Source organism: Aureispira anguillae (assembly GCF_026000115.1).
Classification (GTDB): domain Bacteria; phylum Bacteroidota; class Bacteroidia; order Chitinophagales; family Saprospiraceae; genus Aureispira; species Aureispira anguillae.
In genome coordinates this window covers 2,124,650-2,144,553 of record NZ_AP026867.1, presented here as the reverse complement: position 1 = coordinate 2,144,553, position 19,904 = coordinate 2,124,650, and the positions used below count along the sequence as shown (strand labels likewise).

The window sequence follows — 19,904 nt, the reverse complement described above, 5'->3', positions numbered from 1 at the left end:
AATTTTAAAATCTTTAACGCAAAAAATTCTATTGTTTAATAAAACGTTTGGTAGAAACGCCTTGGGCTGTTTCAGCTGTAATAAAATATACTCCCATCGACAAGTTACTCACATCTACAGTATGAATTTCTGCACTTACTTGTTTGCTCTTATTTAAATACACTACTCGTCCTGATACATCAGTAATAATATATTGAACATCTACAAGACCATCAAATTCTACCTCTATATTCAAATGATTATTAGCTGGATTAGGATAAATACTTAGTACGGCATTATCCGCTTCCAAAATGGTTGACCATCCAGAATACAAAGGAGACGCACTCAAATGCACCCCAATAGAAGGTACCTCATCAAATCCTGTAAAACCAGAAAACCAATGATCTGTTCCTCCTACGTCTATCCGTCTCATTGCAGAAGGAGAAACGGGAACAGCACTGGTTCTAGTTCCAATGTTCATTGCATAATTAAGTCGATCCACCCCATGAATAATCACATCATTATAACCAAAAGTTGCGGGTCCCCCTGATAAAGACGGTTGATTTAAAATAGAAATGTAATAGAAGCCTCCATCTACAAATGGCTGCATAGTACCACCCGTAGAAGCATCTACAAAATTACGGAAGGTAGCCAAGCCATAACTTCCATTGGCAACAGTTGTCCCCAGACCTGTCAAGGTAAGTGGTGCAATCCCTACTTGTGTTAATTCATCACCTACTACTGCTCCGTTGGCTGCCCCTCCATTAGATCCATCTACATAGTGATAAACATTGGCAAATAAGGTCTGACTTGCATTTCCAGAAAAATTACTAGGCACATAATAACGAAAATCAATTGAATCAATTCCGATTGAATCGGTCATCCCCTTGGGAAAATAGAAAACAGACCCATACTCAAAAGCTGAATGTGGAGAGCCGCCTGGAAAGATAGAACTTCGAGCATATACCCTACCGTCTGAGCTAGAAACTCTAGCTTTAGAAATGTAATGCGAAGTCGTCCCATTAGCATCATCTGTTATAAAAAAGGTATGTTTAATGGTGTCATTTTCTGGGGAGCCATCTATATTGTTATGCTCTACCCAATAAGTAACATCATAACGCCCAACACCATGGGTCATAATAAAATTAATATCTCGTAGGTAATCGACCAAACCAATCCCCTCATTATCATTTGCAGGAATAGAATCGGTAACAGCTACAATTGTATCCAGATATACCCCTGTAGTCTGTGCCCCAGTCGTTGGGTGTGTATAATCAATTGAACATTTCAGTCTTGGAGCATCTCCAGGCAAAATATCTTTCCAGCCATTATTCACTACTTTTGCTCCCCAAAGCCATTCATTTAAATTGGTAGCATCCAAATTGACCAGTGGATTATGGGCATTATTCCCTATTCTCACCATATTTCCAACACTAAAATAAGTCGATCCTCCTGCATCTGGAAGCCCAATGGCAATATCGTACTCTGGTGCCATCTCAATTGTAATATCATCAATCATAGCATAATAGTACCGTCCATCAAATGTAAATTTAAGACGACACTGTGTCAAGTTTGCAATTCCAGCAGTAGCATTGGGAAACATTGCGGTAACCATTCCCTGTATAGACGAACTAGATCCTGTGGGCTGAAGCGTTTTGATGTCCAATGTAGTTGCCCAAGACACTCCATCATCAACAGAGATAGAAATGGATAAGTCGGCTGAACTTTTTAATCTATTGTAAGAATAGAAACGCACCAATAGAGCAGAATCTGTCGCTCCTGACAAATCAATCCTAGGTGAAATCAATTCGCCCTTGTGGTAAGCTGGCGAGGTTCCCGTTCCTCCTGCTCCTGCAACGCCTCCATCATCCAAAAAATTAGAATCAAAAATAGCCAGACCATTCGCCTGTGTTGGAGAATTAGCGACAGACATACTGCCTGCGTATCCTCCTTGCGACAACCCTGTTAAGCTTCTTGTCCAAAATGCATTTCCAGGGGTAACGGCTCCACTGCTTTCATTGATTGATAATGCTGTCCATTGGGTAGCTGAATAGTTACTAGATGAAGTCGATTGCACAAAATTGGTTTGGAATTCGGCTTCTGCTTGACCACTTGCAGCCCCTACGCCCCACAATTTTGTTTGTGCATTTAAAGTTTGAGTTGACCATAAAAAACCTAAGAGCAATGCTGTACATTGCAACAATACTTGTTTTTTCATAATAATAAAATTTGCACTGTTATCGCTCTGCAATTCCGTTGCATCTAACTGAAGTTGTTTAAGAATAGCCTTAAATCACTAATGAAAGCTAATTTCTAGCTACTCTGCGTTAAAAATTTGCTCCATAGCGCTGCTATGAAGAAACCACGAAGTAGCAGCGAAGCTAATTTTTGCCTTGTTTATCTAAAAATTAGTACTCATTATTAACAAAACTCCATTTTTAAACAACTTCACTAACAATCATAAAAACACAAAATATTTTTTGGCTTAGCTTTTTAAAACAAAACCACAGAGTCTTAACTTTAATAAAATGGTTTTATAAATGAGATCTTTTTTGACTTGTTTTTATAAATTTACAATAGTATATCAAAAAATGCTAACATATTCTTAATATTCTCAATACTCAATTGATTTAAAACTAATTATCTATTCACCAGTTAACACTTAAACAGATTTGCCCATTATTTATTCAAACCGCTTTGAATTCACCATAACTTCCAAAAGTAGTTGGATCTTTTTTACCAAACAATCGTTTGATTAAACTAAATTATTTATATTGTTGCATCAATCAATTTTTAACTTTAAGTTATGACTCACGAAAAATATCCACATCTCTTAGCTCCATTGGATTTAGGATTTACAACATTAAAGAATAGAGTTCTAATGGGCTCTATGCATACAGGTCTAGAAGAAGGTGACCCCAAAATACTCGCTGCTTATTTTGCAGAGCGTGCTAGAGGTCAAGTTGGTCTTATTGTTACAGGTGGGATTTCTCCTAATAGAGCGGGAGTTGTTAAACCTTTTGCTGCTCAGTTGACTAAAAAATCACAAATAGCCAAACATAAGGTGGTTACGGATGCTGTTCACAAAGAAGGGGGTAAAATTTGCATGCAGATTTTACATGCAGGTCGCTACGCCTATGTGCCCTATTGTGTATCTCCGTCAGCGAGCAAGTCGCCTATTTCTATGTTTAAGGCCTGGAAGTTGCCCAGTTTTATGATTAATTGGACGATTAACGATTATGCCAACTCTGCTTATCTAGCCCAGCAAGCAGGTTATGATGGAGTTGAAATTATGGGGTCAGAAGGTTATTTAATCAATCAATTTATTGCTGCTCGAACCAATAAACGAACCGATAAATGGGGAGGCAGCTATGAAAATCGCATCCGTTTTGCCTTAGAAATTGTACGAAAAACAAGAGCTCGTGTAGGCAAGAACTTCATTATTATTTTCCGTTTATCTATGCTTGATTTGGTGGAAGGTGGATCAACTTGGGATGAGATTGTGCAGTTGGCAAAAGAACTGGAAAAAGCTGGTGTTACAATCATTAATACAGGCATTGGTTGGCATGAAGCACGAGTCCCCACTATATCTACTAGGGTCCCCAGAGCAGCTTTTGCTTGGGTTACCGAAAAAATGAAAGGGGAAGTAAGTATTCCTCTAATTGCAACCAACAGAATCAATATGCCTCAGGTAGCCGAGAAAATCTTGGAAGAAGGTAAAGCGGACATGGTTTCTATGGCTCGTCCATTTTTGGCAGATCCCGAATTGGTTCTCAAAGCAATGGAAGGGCGTGAGGATGAAATCAATACTTGCATTGCCTGTAATCAAGCTTGCTTAGATCATGTTTTTGAGCAAAAGAAAGTTTCTTGTTTGGTGAATCCTCGTGCTGGACATGAAACAGAATTAAATTATCTCCCTACTCAAAATAAAAAACGAATTGCTGTGGTTGGTGCTGGCCCTGCGGGGCTTTCTGCTGCTACCATTGCCGCTCGCCGTGGACATGAGGTCACTTTATTTGATGCTAGTCATGAAATTGGTGGACAATTTAACATGGCCAAACAAGTTCCAGGAAAAGAAGAGTTCTATGAAACGATTCGATATTTTAAACGGCAAATTGAATTGACAGGCGTTCAGCTCCTATTAAATACCAAAGTAGCCGCCAATGACTTAATAGGAAAATTTGATGAAGTAATTTTAGCTACGGGTATTCTTCCAAGGGTCATTAACCTAGAAGGCGAGGATCATCCTAAGGCACTAACTTATATAGAAGTATTAAGAGACAAAAAAGCGGTAGGAAAAAGAGTTGCCATTATTGGAGCAGGTGGAATTGGCTTTGACGTAGCAGAATATCTTTCTCATGAAGGCGTTTCTTCTAGTGTCGATATTCCTGCTTATATGGAAGAATGGGGCGTTGACATGGCCATAAAGAACCGTGCAGGCTTATTAGAGCAACCTAAGTTACACCCTTCTCCTAGAGAAATCTATTTACTGCAACGCAAGAAAACCAAAGTTGGAGGAGGATTGGGTAAAACAACAGGGTTTGGTCATAGAGCAAGTCTCAAAAAGAAAAAAGTAACCATGCTCAATGGGATTAGTTATCACAAAATTGACGATCAAGGTCTGCATCTAAGTATTGATGATAAGCCTCAAATTTTAGAGGTTGACCACGTTATTATCTGTGCAGGGCAAGTTCCTCTAAGAGCCCTACAACAACCTTTGTTGGATGCAGGAGTTACCGTTCATTTAATTGGCGGAGCAGATGTTGCTTCTGAATTAGATGCCAAAAGAGCCATCAATCAAGGTGCTCGTTTAGCGGCCCAGATTTAATAATGCTTGATAAATTCAAAAAAAAACAGTTTACAGCATTGAGCTGTAAACTGTTTTTTTTGGTATTACAATATATGTAATAAAACGAAGCTTATTTTGCTTTGTTTTTGATTTCCTGAACTTCAAGACGGATATTTTGAGCAAGCGTTTTCAATTCTTGCATACCTTTACGTACACGAGTACCAGCTGCATTGTTGTTATCATTATAGAATTTTCCAAAGTCAGCTTCCAAAGCATCTACGATACCTTTTAATTCATTAAATTTGTCCATTACAGTTTCTTTGTTTTTTTTGTAATATAGTGATATTACAAAGGTGTTTTTAATAAAAATCCTTTTCGGAGGAAAGCAAATGTACAATAACATCTAAAATATCCAAAGCACACACACTTTTTTTTAAAAAAATTGCCTTAAAAGTCCATTTTTAGGGCATTAGAGGGTAAAAAACGGTTATAAGGTCTCTATTATTCAGCCATTTTAAAGGATTATAAATAGAACATTATACTTTGTTTTTATTTTAATTTATCTAATACTGTTATTGTTTTTTCCAACATTTTTTCTGTAAAATTTAGATGCGTTACCAAACGTATTTGCTGTGGGCCAAAAGCAACGGTTTTGATCTGTTCTTGATTGAGTTGCTCTATAATAGCAGTATGCGACAGGTGGTCTTGTACTTCAAAAACTACAATATTGGTATATACTGGCAACACTCGCTTGACATAAGAACAATTCTCTAAGGTATTGCCTAGTATTTTTGCCTTGGCATGATCCTCTTTCAACCGTTCAATGTTATTTTTTAAGGCAAATGTACCAGCAGCAGCTAAAATACCTGCCTGCCTCATTCCACCACCAAACAATTTCCGAATCCGTCTAGCCTTCTTTATAGCCCTTTGACTCCCCAATAAAACGGAACCCACAGGAGCCCCCAAGCCCTTCGATAAACAGACTGAAATGGTATCAAATTGCGCTCCCAAATCTTTTGCCCCATAATCTGCTTCTACAATGGCGTTAAAAACCCTTGCCCCATCCAAATGCAATTTTAGCCCTCTATTCTTGCATAAAGTGCTTATTTTTTTGATTTCTTCCAAGTCATAAATTGAACCACCTCCTTTATTGCAAGTATTTTCCAAACTTACGACCTGTGTTTCGGGAAAATGAGGATCATCTGGCTGTATTGCGGCTTCAATTTGTTCGGCACTCAAACGCCCCTTATCACCAGCCAATAAGTGGCTTGCTAAACCAGCATTAAAACCAATCCCTCCACCTTCATATTTATAGATATGAGCTAATTGGTCACAAATAATTTCGCCAGGTGCATTGCTATTAATTTTGATGGCAATTTGGTTTGTCATCGTCCCTGAGGGGCAATATACAGCAGCCTCCATTCCAAATAAAGCAGCCGAAAAGCGCTCTAACTCATTAACAGAAGGATCATCCCCAAAGACATCATCTCCCAAGGGAGCTTCAAACATAGCCGTTTTCATAGCTAGTGTTGGTTGTGTAACCGTATCGCTTCGTAAATCTACAATCATTTGTTTTTCTATTTAAGTTTTTATTTTTGCCAGACAGCGAGCATAAAACTAAAAAATAATTCCTATGATTCTTGCGTCCTCTTTCTCTACTTTATAAAAAATAAAATTCTAAACAACCAAGAAACCTACAAATTGTTCTATTTCCTCGTTTTGTTTATAAAAAACTCATATAATAATCTAATTATTGGGGTTCTTTGACAAATCGTGTGGTAAACACTAAAAAAGGATAAGCTTTTAACTACTTTTAGCTTCGCTGCTACTACGTGGTTTTAGAAGAAAGTTATAGGTGGTAAGTCGTATGCTTAGTTCCTGTAAATACAGGACATACGACTTACCACCTATAACTTATAACAAGAATAGTAATAAGCAGGCAAGGTAGTTTACGATTCCACACCATTTGTCAAAGAACCATTATTTGTTTAACTTCGTAAGCTTACGCTTGAACCTTTTTTATCCTTATCAGAAAACAAAAGATGGGTTTCTTCAAAAAAATATTTAATAAATTTAGAACCAATAAAGAGGCAACGAGCCTCCCTGCTACCCTTGAGTTAATCCCTGGAGAACTATGGGTATCTGTTGCTGTACATGAACTTCCCGTTACCTTTGACAATCAAAATAAGAAAGCGCTATCTTTTACAACAAGAGGCTTAGAAAGTCAGGGGCAACAAGAGTTGTTTTTTGTATTAAAAACCAATCGCACCAATCTTGATGAAGTTCCTCAAGAGCCCCTCTATTTTTTTCAACAAGTTTATAAAGTAGCACAACAAGGGCATCTTGCCAAAGAAGGTAGTATTACACAGTTTGGCGAAAACGATTTGTGGGGATGGAAAGGAATTGTTTATGCTAAAGCTCCTGCTCATCTACAAGGAATTTTACCCAAACAATGCCTAAATATGGTTTTGTTAAGTTTAGAGGAGGTTCAAGCCGTTCAAGAATTTGGATATACTCGCATTCTATCCATGTTAGGGAAGCAAGCACGCTATTATCCCTTTCCTTATTGGACAGATCATTATAGAGAAAACTTATTAATTCAGGAACTTAACAAAAGTCTTTTAAAAAGCCTTCGGCGAATGGTTTTTCCTGAAGCCTCTGTAACCCTAATTAATAATCAACACATTTACCTAACCATCAATTATACTGCTCAACTCAACCTAGCACATGAAACGTTCCCCAGTTCTATTCCCTTGGCATTTTTGCCCAGTTTGGATTCCAAAGCAGATGCTTGCTTAACCTGGTCTTTTCAACCCAATGCTCCAGAAGCCATCACGCCACCCAATAGCCAAGGAAACACAATGGGAGGCTGTATGCTTTTAATTATTGGTCAACAAAAAGAAAATAAGGCTAGAATACTAGAAGATGGTTTTGCATTGTTGTTAAACAATGACGAATGGAAACAATTTTGGAAGGCCATCCAAAACAAACAAAATTATAAACTACAAACCGCTAAAGACTTTTTAGATTTTTCATTACTTTGGCGGTAATTTTAATTACCATCTTTTAGACCTATTCATCCTGATTTCTTATCTATGAAAATTTTATCCATTAATATTGGTCAGCCCGAAACGGTTCAATGGAAAGGCAAAAGTATTCGAACTAGCATTTTCAAATCTCCTGTAAAAGGCCCTAAAAGGGTTTCTTCTTTGAATATTGAAGGAGATGGGCAAGCTGATCTTCGTTTTCATGGCGGTGTCAACAAAGCTATTTATAGCTATGACTCTAGTTATTATACTGCTTGGAAAACAACTCTTCCAACGGTGGATTGGTCAGCAGGTATGTTTGGAGAAAATTTAACAACGGAAGGCCTGCCAGATCATCAGGTTCAAATCGGCAATGTCTATCAAGCAGGAACGCTTATTTTTCAAGCCATACAACCTAGAATTCCTTGCTTTAAACTTAATCTTCGTTTTCAACGGGATGACCTTTTGTCTCTTTTCTACGAAAAGAAGTGCTATGGCATCTATTTTAAAGTGATTCAAGAAGGAATTATTGAGGCAGGAGATAACATTCAACTGCTAGAAACGTCTACTTACCATTGCTCTATTTCAGATATTGTGCAATCCTTTGTTAGCAAAGGAGAAGACCAACTTTTGTTAAACAAAATTCTCAACATCCCACTATTACCTAAGGGTATAAGACAGAATCTTTCTAAATACAAACAATAATACTTGACGATCTTTGGAGAATCTTAGACTTTCCTTATATTATCTTAATACTCCGCTGATTTTTTAGTCTTTTAACAACTAAAGCATAGCGCTCACGAAGTAAAAAACATAAAAAAGCAAATTGATACGATTTTCTAGCGGAGTAATGTTATCTCATAAAGTTTAGTTTATAAAAGTGTGTTTCGACACCCCCCCAAGCACCACAAATCAGTTACCATGAGCAAAATAGAAGTTAGCCAAAAAATAAAAGAACTAAAAGCCTCTTTAAAAATAATGGGCTCTAATTTATTAGAAGCTGCTCGACAATTTGGAGCCTCTAAAGAAACTAGAACCATTTTAAAAGGGCAAATTGACAATATCAATGAAAATTTTCTTTTTGTTATTGTTGGGGAGGTAAATGCGGGCAAAAGTAGTTTTGTTAATGCATTGTTGGGAAGTCCCGTTTGTGCCACTAGCCACGAAATTTGTACTCAAGATGTCCAGAAAATCATTTATGGGGAATCGGAAAAATTAAGCCAAAACAGTCATGAACGAATCACAACTCGTGAATTTCCAACAGAGATTCTCAAAGAGCTTACAGTGGTCGATACCCCAGGTACCAATAGCCGTGAACTAGATCACCAAATCATTACCGAACGTTTTATCCCCAAGTGTAATTTAGTTCTGTTTGTCTTCCAACTGGATAATATCCATGTGCAATCTGCTTGGGATTTATTTAAGAAAATAAAAGGCGAATGGTCTAAAAAAGTTGTTTTTATTTTAACTAAAGCAGATCGCTATACTGAGGAAGAAAAAATAAACTACAAAAATATATTGCACCAGTATGCTTTGAATGAGCATGTTGAATCGCCGCTTATTTATATTACTTCATCTAAACTTGAGGACGAAGGTAATCTTGAATCTAGTGGTTTTGAGCCAATTCGAGAATACATCAACAAGGATGTGTTAAAAGATGCTGCAACCAATAAAATTATTGAAGATGTCAAGATCATCAAAAAATTAATGGCGGACATTAACCAAGAATTTGATTTGCGCAAAAACAAATATGAAACTGACTTTGGCACTAGAGAACGTATTGATCGCATCATTAGCAGCAAAGAATCATTGACCTTGGCAAATATCCAAGGTTTGACTCAAAAATGCATGAATGCCTATGATGCCAATACCGAAAAAACACTGGAAGAACTCAACAAAGGGATTGGCTTTTTTAGTTTTACCTTCAAATCCATTCGTTCTATGTTTGGCGGAGAATCTACTCAGGATTGGTTGGAAAACATTAACAAGCAACATGTTCAGCAACTCAACAAAGATACCAATCTGGTTTTGGATGGTGGAATTGACAGCCTAAAAAGTGATATTACGTATATGGTCATCGGGGTCAAAGAAGAACTCGATAGCTTGGAAAATTTACGCATCCACCCTACCGAAATGTTCAATAAAATTGATCAAAAACGCAATGAAATTGTTCATTCTTTAAAACAAAACTTAACCGATTTCATTGATAAATCTGACGTTTTTAAAGGAGAAAAAATTGCAAAAGGAAATGGCGTTGATTACACAGGGGTAAATGTAGCTGGTGGAGTGGCAGCTGTTGGCGGTGCTCTAACATTTATCACCCAAATTTCGGTCTTGGATATTACAGGAGGGATCGCTACTGGTTTGGGACTGCTTTTAGCGGGTGGAATTGCCTTTAGCAAAAAAGGAAAATACATTGCTGCGGTCAAAGAAGCACTTGCCCAGAAACGAATGACATTTGAAGAGAGCCTTACTAAGAATTTAAGCAGTTATTTTCAGCAAATCAAAACCAAAATCAACGATCAATTTACCGATTTTGACCATCACCTAAAGTCAGAAAAAAATCAGATTATGGATTATGATAAAATGGCTCATGAGCTCAAAAATGAGTTGAAGGACGTTGAACGTAAAATTTTTAAGGTTTTTTGACAACTCTATCACGACCACAGAGTAGCAGCGCAGCTAAGTAAATGGTGTAAAATCGTAAACTACCTTGCCTGCTTATTACTGCTTTTGTTATAAGTTATAGGTAATAAACTTACCCTTTTTAGTGTTTATCACATGATTTACTGCGTGAGCCTACGGGTTGTCAAAGAATCATTTTTAGATTTCTTTATCTATGAAACAAGCTTTTTTTGATTTTGTCCAGCAACACATCCAACTTGATCCAAAAGAAATGGCTTTTATGGACGAACTATTGCCTATAAAGACCTTTTCTAGAGGAGATTTTCTGTTGCAACAAGAGGCTATTTCGAAGCATTTTTTTTTCATTATCAAGGGTTGTATTCGTTTGTTCTATGTCGTTGATGGGATAGAAAAATCCGCTTTTTTTTATACCGAAAACGAGTTTGTTAGCTCTTACGAAAGTTTTACCAAACAAGCACCTGCCAAACACAATTTTCAAGCAACAGAAAGCACCCAAGTGATTGTAATATCTGCCGATTCTGCTTATAAATTATTGGCTTATTCTCCCAAATTTGACTTTTTAGCTAGGGTCATTATGGAAGAAGAACTATCTACTTATCAAAATATGATCGCCGCTTTTATCACCCTAAACCCCGAACAGCGTTATCTGCAATTTCTCGCCCAAAAAGGCAGTTTAATCAACCGTTTGCCACAACATTATATTGCTTCTTATTTAGGAGTTAGCGCAGAATCGTTGAGTAGAATAAAAAAGAGAATTGCTACCAAAACTAAAAAATCTTAACTTAAGTCAATGGATTGCCGCCTTGTTGCTGTTTATCTTTGTTTTAATAATTTTTTTGGCTCTTTGACAAGTTTTGTGATAAGATCTTAACAACTAAGTAATGAATCTAAATTATTGATAGTTTATTCGAGCAATCTTTTTAATCTTAACTGTGTTGAAAATACTCGCCATAGCTAAGGCTATGACTGTGTTTTTCGCCTTGTTAATATCAAAAATCTTTTACTGCAAATTCTATAAATAATTTTGCCCCATTACTTACAATATATAAAACTATAGGAATTGTAACTTATAGCCCACTCACTATTGCAAAAGGTAATCTTTTTCTTTTGGTCTTGCACAAAACTTGTTATTGAACCCTTATTTTCAAAACAACAGAACAAATGAAAAATCTATATCTAGCCCTAGCCATTATTGGTTTTATTTTACCCAATATTTTTGTTTTAAAAGTAGGCATAGAAACGGGGAATATTTTGCTTTGGACAGATATTCCGACCACCCTCAATAGTATGTTTGCCAATGATATTGCCAGTGCTTTTATGACAGACTTATTTTATATGGTTTTACTGTTTATGATTTGGTCATACCAAGAAGCCAAAAAGTACAAAATTGCCAATTATTGGGTAACTTGGATTTTGACTTTTTTATTTGGCATTGCAGGTGGTTTTCCGCTTTTTTTATATTTAAAATCAAAAGCTGAAACGCTTTAAGTATCCAATTTAAGGAAAGGTTTAATTCTTTTAATACTCCGTTAATTAGCTAGTGCGCTAGCGCTTATGAGCTCCCTGAGGTCGGTTCGTTACACTCGTGAGATAGTTTTTTACTTTTTTACAACTGTTCTCATGAGCAAAGCGAACTAAAAAAAAGCAAAAAAACATCTTGTATTCGATTGATTATTAAGTAACTAATGTTTTGAGCAGTAGAATTACATTGTTTTAATAATCAATCGAATACGATTTTTCAACGGAGTAATGATTCTTTAAAAAGTACGTTTTTTTTTTGGTTCTTGCCTAGCTTTTTATTAGTATGGTATAAAATATGTGGACGCTTCGCTATGAATCAACTTAAACCTTTCTTTTTAAATAGTATTGTATTCTGCTTAATGGTAGCTGCCATCGGCTTTTTGAGTGGTAGAACAATAGAAAATTATGCTCATCAGACGCCTGATGTTGCTACCTATGCACAAGATCTAGAACAGGCCTTGCATCAAGCAGAAGAGGAAATAGAGGGACTATTCAACAATGGTTCCTTTTTATTAAATGCTGTTGAAGGCTATGTCTTGGGAGACACCATCCAAAAGTATATCAACAAGCCTTATACCTTCATTATTTACAACGATAAGGATTCTATCGTATATTGGAACAACAACAAGATTCTCCCCTTCCAGTCTGACATTAAATACACACTGCTAGACACTATAAAAAAAGATAAAATAGGAGAATCCATTTTTCTTAAGATTCGACGCCCCTACGATTTTTTGATCGATGGGGTTAATTATTACTATAATCTTGAAGCGCTCATCCCTCTTTACAGACATTATTCGATCCAAAATGATTATTTAAAAGATCATTTTGCGTTGATGCCCAAAAGTTTTTCAGACTTTGTTACCATTAGCGAAGAAGCAACAGCGTTTAGCGTCAAAGACCGACGAGGCAATCCCATTATTTATATAAAAGCTCAAGAGAGTTACCCCTACCATTGGTTTGTTATTTTTAGCACCTTGCTTTATTTTTTCAGTAGTTTTTCTTTGCTTTTAGCAGTCTATTTAATGGCTAAAACGCTCAATAAGAAAGGCTATGTAGTTGGTGGAATCTGTCTATTTTTGGGTAGTTTTTTCTTATTTAGGCTCTTTACCATATTCTTTGACTTTCCACTATTGGCACAAGAGTATGCCATTTTTAATGAACGGCTTTCCAATGCCAATACCTTTTGGTTTTATTCTCTAGGGGATTTTTTGATTGATACCGCCCTATTATTTTGGTTTTCGATCTATGTATCCAAAATCATCCGCCCTGCCGATATAAAACAGTACGGTTCCTTTCAGCAATCGTTGTTTGGACTAATAGGTTATAGCACATTGATTGGAGGCTTGGCAGGCATTCAGTTTGCCATGCGAGACATTGTTATGTCTTCCTTTATTTCATTTGAGTTTGACGATTTTTCACGCTTAGATTTATACTCCTTATTGGCTCTAACAGGAATTGGGGTTATGCTGCTATCCTATTTCTTTATTAGCTATCGTTTTTGTGCACTTTTTCGGCAATTTAATCTTCGTTTACGCACCCATATGGTGTTATTTGGTATCAGCTTGCTAATTATTTTTGCACTGAGTAACTATTTTGAATTTCTCCTTATTGATCGCCTTGTTTTTAGTATTGCTGCTATTGTGCATGCATTCACACTATACTTTTTTGTCCAACGATCAGCAACCTCCCTAGCCTGGATTAGCATCTGGCTAATGTTATTTTCTGTGTTGGCCACTATTATGATTGAAAATGCCAATACAGATAAGGGGATTCTACTCCGCAAGGAATTTTCAAAAGCACTTGCCTTTGAACGAGACTTAGAAACCGAAAGTACATTCAACTCATTGGTTCCTAAAATACTAAGCGACGGTTTTCTAAAATTATTCATCAGCAACCCTTTATCTCCCTCTCCAAGAAGCCAAGCAATACAGCTCTTAACCTATCGTTACTTGGACAATTATTTCTTTGGGCGATACGATTATAGCGTGCACATTTATACCGATAAAGGATTGCCTTATCGTGGCGAAACAAGAGATTATGAAGAGTTGATGAGCACCATCAAAGAAACTCGCAAAACGAATTGTAAATACCTTCAGTTTCATTCTATTCCAGATGGACAATATTCTTATTTCGCCCAACTGCCAATTTCACAAAATGGCTCTTTATTAGGAATAATTATCATTGAGTTTACCCCCAAAAAAGAATTCAAAAAATCAAATATTTACGTTGAACTACTCAGTAGAAATAAAGACCGACTGGAAAGCATTTTTTCTCAATTTACCTATGCTGTTTATAAATATGAAGAAAGAGTTGCCACGAATGGTTCCTTATTTAAGGCTCAATTGGCTTACAACTTGCCTAGACCAGAGCCAGGCAAACACAAAATGCTAAAAAACAGAAGCAAAGACAACCACGATAATTATTTAGTTTATAGGAGTCGTTTTGATGGCTCTTGCATTTCTATTGTGATGGTTCCTAAGCTTAATTTATTTAAAGTTTTTACCATTTTTGCTTATATATTTTGTTTTGGAATTTTTCTATTGCTTGCAGGACAGTTTGTCAATTATATTTTCTCTAAAATTACCAAAAGGTCTTTTATTTATTTGCAATTTGAAAACTCCCTACGGGAACAAATCCAACGGGGAATCATTATGGTAACACTAGCTTCTTTTGTTGCTATTGCAATCATTACCATCTGGTATTACAGCAGTGAATATGACGATTATCATCGCTCTCGTCTGTCAAGAAAAATAAGCAGTACAGCACGAACCGCTGTTTGGCAAATTCACGAAGGACAGGATTCTGTTGCAACGCTTCCTAATGCAAGGAGTTTGGCAGATATTCACAAAATAGATGTTAACATTTACGATTTGGGAGGCAACTTATTAAGCTCCTCAGAAGAAGTCATCTTTGAACGACACCTGATTAGTCGTAAAATGAACCCCATTGCCTTCCAGCGGCTACGGAATGAGCAGTTAAGTCGTGTATCCCATGAAGAAATCATTAATAATTTTGAATATATCTCGGCTTATGTTCCGCTCAAAGATAAAAACGAAGTAACGATTGCTTACCTTAATCTCCCTTACGATTTGGCGGGCTCCAACAACATTGGTTCACAAGATGTCGCAGAGTTTTTAGGTGCCTTGCTTAATGTCTATGTTATCTTTCTATTAATCGCAGGTGGTGCCGCTTTTTTTATTGCTAACTCGGTGACAAATCCGCTCTCCGTAATTGGTGCAAAATTAGATGAAGTAGAATTGGGCAAAAAAAATGAGCCCCTGATCTGGAACAACAAAGATGAAATTGGCGAGTTGGTAGAACGTTACAATCATATGATTCGAGAATTGGAAGATAGTAGTAAAAAATTGGCTCGATCGCAACGGGAAAGTGCTTGGCGAGAAATGGCAAAACAGATTGCTCATGAAATCAAAAATCCGCTTACTCCGATGAAACTCAACATCCAACTCTTGGAACGGGTTGTTAATACCAATCCTGATAAGGCACAAAAAATGGTGCACAGGGTATCCAAAACCTTAATTGAACAAATTGATAGTTTGGCGCATATTGCTTCTGAGTTCTCTAACTTTGCCAAAATGCCCACGGCCAACAATGAATACCTAAACATCAATGAGTTGGTATCCAATGCATATAGCTTATTCAGTGAAGAAGAAAATGTCCAATTGTACCTAGATATGACGGACAAGGTTTGTACGGTGTTTGCAGATAAAACACAAATTATGAGAGTGCTCAATAATTTGCTAAAAAATGCCGTACAGGCAATTCCAGATGACCAACCTGGTATTATAAAAGTTCAGCTCTCTGCAACAAGTACAATTGTTATTTTAAAAGTGTCTGACAATGGCTGTGGTATTCCCAAAGCTCAAGAGGACGATATTTTTGTTCCAAATTTCACCACCAAAAGCTCAGGCACAGGAATTGGCTTAGCGATGTCAAAAACAATTGTTGAAATGGCTAAGGGGCAAATTTATTTCAAATCTAAAGAAGGAAAAGGGACTGATTTTTATGTTGAACTTCCCCTTTATATACCTCCCCAAAATAAGCCAGAAGCTAGCACTATTGTGCTATAATAAAAAATGCGTGCTACCAGCAAGACGAGGGTTTGTCTTGCTGATTGGCACGCTACATAAAAACACATTATAACATTCCATTCTTACCGAGCCTTCTTCTACAGCATTTTAAGGTAAAAATCGTTTATTTTTTGAATAGTTTGTCGCTAATTTTTGTACGGTATATCGCAAAAAGATACCAAAAAGCAGGTAGGGTAATTAACCAAGCGACTCGGCTTTGATAACGACTATAGACTCCTGATGTTGCGCCTGCAATAAAAGCATTAATCAGCATCCCTAATAGTATAAACAGCGCCAGCATTTTTTGCTTTTTGTCGTAGTTTTCATCAAAAAACAACAAGACCAAAACAAAGCCTGCTAGATATAGTACAATTTGTTGCACCATATTGTTCAAATTTATTTGAATTGTATCATAATTTCCCTGTATTTGCCGACTGTGGTATGCTGCTATGTAATAATTGGGGAAGTAGTTTTTTACCTGTCCTATAGGACCGTTTTCTTTGCTATTTTCCATTTCCGACAAGGGGCTACTTTCAAAAGAGAAAAATTGCATAAAGGTAGCCTCTATGCAGCTAATCATATACTTTTTTAAGTATTTAGGTGTCGTTAAGATATTCCATACTAATTCTTTATAAAACGCTTCGTTCTCCGCCGTCCAATTCCCCGTTTTATTAAAATAACTCGTTCCTGCCCACAAATAGTGCCTTCCCAAAGTCATCCGCTCTACATAATTGCAAATATCATGCCCCCACTCTTCACAGTTTTCATTAAGATAACTTTGAGCTATTCCAAAATCACACAATCGAGCAAAAAGAAAAATACTCCCTCCTCTAGTTGCAGCAAAATCGCCTCCTTTGCTATAGTGAATGGCGCAAACACTAAAATGAGTCACAACGATCAAACCAGTAATAAAACCTATTTTTCGGCTTGTTATCCCTGCCTTTATGTAAAAGGGTTGCCATTTTTTGATCAATTTCCCTACTGCAAGCCCTCCAACTAATCCTAAATTAAGAACCAAGTGAGAATTATGTGTTCCCGAAGAAAACAAAAACAAAAAAATCACTAGCCAATAATCTCTTCGAGACATATTCTCTGAAAAAATCAAAAGACAAAAACACAAAATCACAATAGGGGTAAAAATATCTGGCATTATCATGCTCACATGAAAAGAAACGGCTGTTGTTGTCCCTACAATCAATAAATAACTGATAAAAGACAGCTCTAATTTTTTTTCCTCAAAAAAATACTTAAACATCAAATAAACTGTCCCAGAAACAAGCATTCCCTGTGCAAAAATAACGATCCATAATGACTCCCACAAACTACTGTGCCTCAGAAACCCCGCATATAACCAAGTCCTTGCATTTCCTACTCTGTTTTCAAATCCCGAATCTATATACCCTACTGTGTCTGGAAACAAAAAAGGAAAACCATTATAAAAGGCAGGAATGCATAAAACCAATGAGCTGACAAAAAAGCAGAACCATTTTTGTTGAGTTGACATCTTATTTATTTTGCTTTAGTCCTAAAATGCTCATAAAAAAGCTGCCTTGGGCAATTTGAATTCCTCCAATCAAAAAAAAGATAGAAGGGATAACAAGTCTTAGCGTTTCCCTTGGCAACAATTCACCATAACTTACTGATCTCCAATCCATCCAAGTTATCACCAATAAACCTAAGCCAAACAAGACAAAAAATACGCCGCCTATCAATCCTTTTTCTAATGAAAATTTTGCTTTATAGTATCGATAGAGTTTGCCCTTGGGCAACAAGCTATTCATACTGGCATAAATTCTTGAAAAGGCAAAGAAAAACACCAACTGAAATCCAATAAACATACTAGTTGCACTATAGGCTAAGGTGTGCACATCCAATTCTACTCCTAAAATTTGAATAGGCTTGAACAATAACAATCCCGTTAGGAAGCCTCCAAATACAAACAAAAATAAACCTGGATATAAAAACAACCAAACAGGGCTGTACAGCAACAAAAATCGTAGGTGCCGCCAACCGTCTGACCAAGTATTAAGGTGAGGCGGTCTATCTCTCCCATCTTTTGCTAAAGTAGTTGGCACTTCCGTTACTCGAAAATCATTTAGAATAGATTTTACGACCATCTCCGAAGCAAATTCCATACCTGAGCATTCCAATCCAACTGACAACATTTTTGTGCGATTAAATCCTCTTAGGCCACAATGAAAATCCCTAATTTTTGTTCTAAAAAACAAACGTCCAATAAAGGACAATACAGGGTTTCCCAAATAACGATGCAAAAAAGGCATCGCTCCCTTTTCTATCCCTCCTCTAAAACGATTACCCATCACCAAATCATAACCTTCTCTCAATTTATTGACATAAGGCATTAAGGTAGAAAAATCATAGCTATCGTCTGAATCCCCCATGATAATATACTTACCCTTGGCAGCTTTCATCCCTCCAATCAGGGCGCTTCCATAGCCTTTTTCTTTGATATTTATCACCCTTGCTCCCATCGATTTTGCAATTTGAATCGAGCCGTCTGTACTTCCGTTATCTCCAATAACAATTTCGCCATTGATATGATTCTCCTTGAGAGAAGTTTGAGCTTTTTCTATGCAGGTTCCTAAGGTTAGATGCTCGTTTAAGCAGGGCATCAAGATCGTTAACTCTAAAGATTCAGTAGTCATTAGTTTACAATTTAATTAGGGAATGTGGTTATTTTATCATAGTTATCGGACGACACTATGACAGATGCTTATGGTTAAGTAGCTTTACAGTACTATTTGATCTTTTGTAGGATGGATATATATTGTAGTTTCCCTGGGCAGATAAGATTAAACATAAAATTATGCTGGTATAAAGGGATTGGACAAATCTGCTTAATTTCGGTTATAGAGGGTTGTTGAAGCAGCAATTTTTGATAATTTTCTTTCGAAAAATACCGTTTGGGCACTGAGACTCCATATCCCCAGTTGCCAATAAAGTCCATTAAACGCAGGGTTTGTCTAGAAACAAAACCATACTCAAAATGGTCCTTAATAATTACATACTTAGCAACTCTATAAGCCTCTTTTAAAATCACTTCTGCATATTCAATATCATGATGCAAAACGTCGCAGAGAATAACAACGTCAAATTGGTTGGCTTCAAAAGGGATTTGACGCCCGTCAAAACTCACATATTTTTGCCAACGTTGATGATTTTTAAAATCTTCAGGGAGTGGATAGGTATCTAAGCAGGTAATCTTAACTTCTGTTCTTTGATTCATTAAATTTTCTGCGATAGACATATCGCCACAACCAATATCCAAAATGGTTGCTTTTTCTATCGCTAATTCATCTAATAATTTAATAAACAGCTCTGATAAATAATTAATTCTTTTATTGTGGGATAGCTTTTGATGTGAATTAACAATGGCTCTTTCGAGGATATTCTTTGTATTTTTTGCTATTGGGGAACTCATAATTATGGGGATTTCACTTATGACTAACATTGGGGAACAAAGACATTTAGAAGGCTCTATTTTAGGTATATTATTCTTACTAATACTCCGTTGATTATCAAATAACTAATATTTTGAACGATAAAAATACATCATTCTAATAATCAGTTGAATACGATTTTTTAACGGAGTAATGCTTACATAACGTCATAAAAAATAAAAAGCAAGGTGATCTTTCTTTTTTTTACGAATTAGATATCGAACCACCAAATCCAATTCAGAAAGAAAGATCTCCTTACTTATTGCTGTAAAAGTCATTTGGGCAAACTACTCACAATAAACTTTTTTTGCGCCAAATTTAAACACCTTTTACAAAGCGAACATTATACATAACCAACTTCTATTTATTCTTTCTTTTACAAGGATAAAAC

The 19,904-nt window shown here is 36.5% G+C and carries 13 protein-coding genes; 7 read left to right on the top strand and 6 right to left on the bottom strand.

Annotated elements, in window-relative coordinates:
- Positions 1 to 28: 28 nt before the first annotated feature.
- On the bottom strand, positions 29 to 2,197 hold the full coding sequence (locus tag AsAng_RS08350; RefSeq protein WP_264792313.1) for a T9SS type A sorting domain-containing protein: 2,169 nt from the start codon (positions 2,195 to 2,197) through the stop codon (positions 29 to 31).
- Between the two features lie 588 nt (positions 2,198 to 2,785).
- Here AsAng_RS08350 and AsAng_RS08345 point away from each other — a divergent pair.
- The gene (locus AsAng_RS08345; protein WP_264792312.1) at positions 2,786 to 4,807 is read left to right on the top strand and encodes an NADPH-dependent 2,4-dienoyl-CoA reductase; all 2,022 of its coding nucleotides are present in this window, start codon (positions 2,786 to 2,788) and stop codon (positions 4,805 to 4,807) included.
- Positions 4,808 to 4,898: 91 nt separating this feature from the next.
- Here AsAng_RS08345 and AsAng_RS08340 read toward each other — a convergent pair whose 3' ends face one another.
- Positions 4,899 to 5,078: a hypothetical protein gene (locus AsAng_RS08340; RefSeq protein ID WP_264792311.1), complete on the bottom strand. Its 180-nt coding sequence runs from the start codon at positions 5,076 to 5,078 to the stop codon at positions 4,899 to 4,901.
- Positions 5,079 to 5,317: 239 nt separating this feature from the next.
- The gene (locus AsAng_RS08335; RefSeq protein WP_264792310.1) at positions 5,318 to 6,337 is read right to left on the bottom strand and encodes a threonine aldolase family protein; all 1,020 of its coding nucleotides are present in this window, start codon (positions 6,335 to 6,337) and stop codon (positions 5,318 to 5,320) included.
- A 473-nt stretch (positions 6,338 to 6,810) separates the two neighbouring features.
- Between AsAng_RS08335 and AsAng_RS08330 the strand changes: the two genes are divergently transcribed.
- The 6 genes from AsAng_RS08330 (at position 6,811) to AsAng_RS08305 (ending at position 16,052) form a co-directional block, all read left to right on the top strand.
- Positions 6,811 to 7,818 carry a TGF-beta receptor interacting domain-containing protein gene (locus tag AsAng_RS08330; protein WP_264792309.1) on the top strand — a complete coding sequence of 336 codons (1,008 nt, stop codon included), beginning with the start codon at positions 6,811 to 6,813 and terminating at the stop codon, positions 7,816 to 7,818.
- Between the two features lie 45 nt (positions 7,819 to 7,863).
- On the top strand, positions 7,864 to 8,499 hold the full coding sequence (locus tag AsAng_RS08325) for an MOSC domain-containing protein (protein WP_264792308.1): 636 nt from the start codon (positions 7,864 to 7,866) through the stop codon (positions 8,497 to 8,499).
- Positions 8,500 to 8,715: 216 nt separating this feature from the next.
- Positions 8,716 to 10,443 carry a dynamin family protein gene (locus tag AsAng_RS08320; protein WP_264792307.1) on the top strand — a complete coding sequence of 576 codons (1,728 nt, stop codon included), beginning with the start codon at positions 8,716 to 8,718 and terminating at the stop codon, positions 10,441 to 10,443.
- 190 nt (positions 10,444 to 10,633) lie between these two features.
- A complete protein-coding gene (locus AsAng_RS08315; RefSeq protein ID WP_264792306.1) occupies positions 10,634 to 11,221 on the top strand; it encodes a Crp/Fnr family transcriptional regulator in 588 nt (195 codons plus the stop codon).
- Positions 11,222 to 11,601: 380 nt separating this feature from the next.
- Complete coding sequence (locus tag AsAng_RS08310) at positions 11,602 to 11,928, top strand: DUF2834 domain-containing protein (RefSeq protein WP_264792305.1); 327 nt, start codon at positions 11,602 to 11,604, stop codon at positions 11,926 to 11,928.
- A gap of 344 nt (positions 11,929 to 12,272) precedes the next feature.
- Positions 12,273 to 16,052 (top strand): sensor histidine kinase, encoded by a 3,780-nt coding sequence (locus AsAng_RS08305; protein ID WP_264792304.1) that lies wholly within the window; start codon positions 12,273 to 12,275, stop codon positions 16,050 to 16,052.
- A gap of 124 nt (positions 16,053 to 16,176) precedes the next feature.
- On the opposite strand, the gene AsAng_RS08300 is transcribed toward AsAng_RS08305, so the two are convergent.
- The 3 genes from AsAng_RS08300 to AsAng_RS08290 form a co-directional block, all read right to left on the bottom strand.
- Positions 16,177 to 17,556 (bottom strand): hypothetical protein, encoded by a 1,380-nt coding sequence (locus AsAng_RS08300; protein WP_264792303.1) that lies wholly within the window; start codon positions 17,554 to 17,556, stop codon positions 16,177 to 16,179.
- Position 17,557: 1 nt separating this feature from the next.
- Complete coding sequence (locus AsAng_RS08295; protein WP_264792302.1) at positions 17,558 to 18,718, bottom strand: glycosyltransferase family 2 protein; 1,161 nt, start codon at positions 18,716 to 18,718, stop codon at positions 17,558 to 17,560.
- A gap of 92 nt (positions 18,719 to 18,810) precedes the next feature.
- Entirely contained in the window at positions 18,811 to 19,494 is a 684-nt protein-coding gene (locus AsAng_RS08290) for a class I SAM-dependent methyltransferase (protein WP_264792301.1), read from the bottom strand.
- Positions 19,495 to 19,904 lie beyond the last annotated feature (410 nt).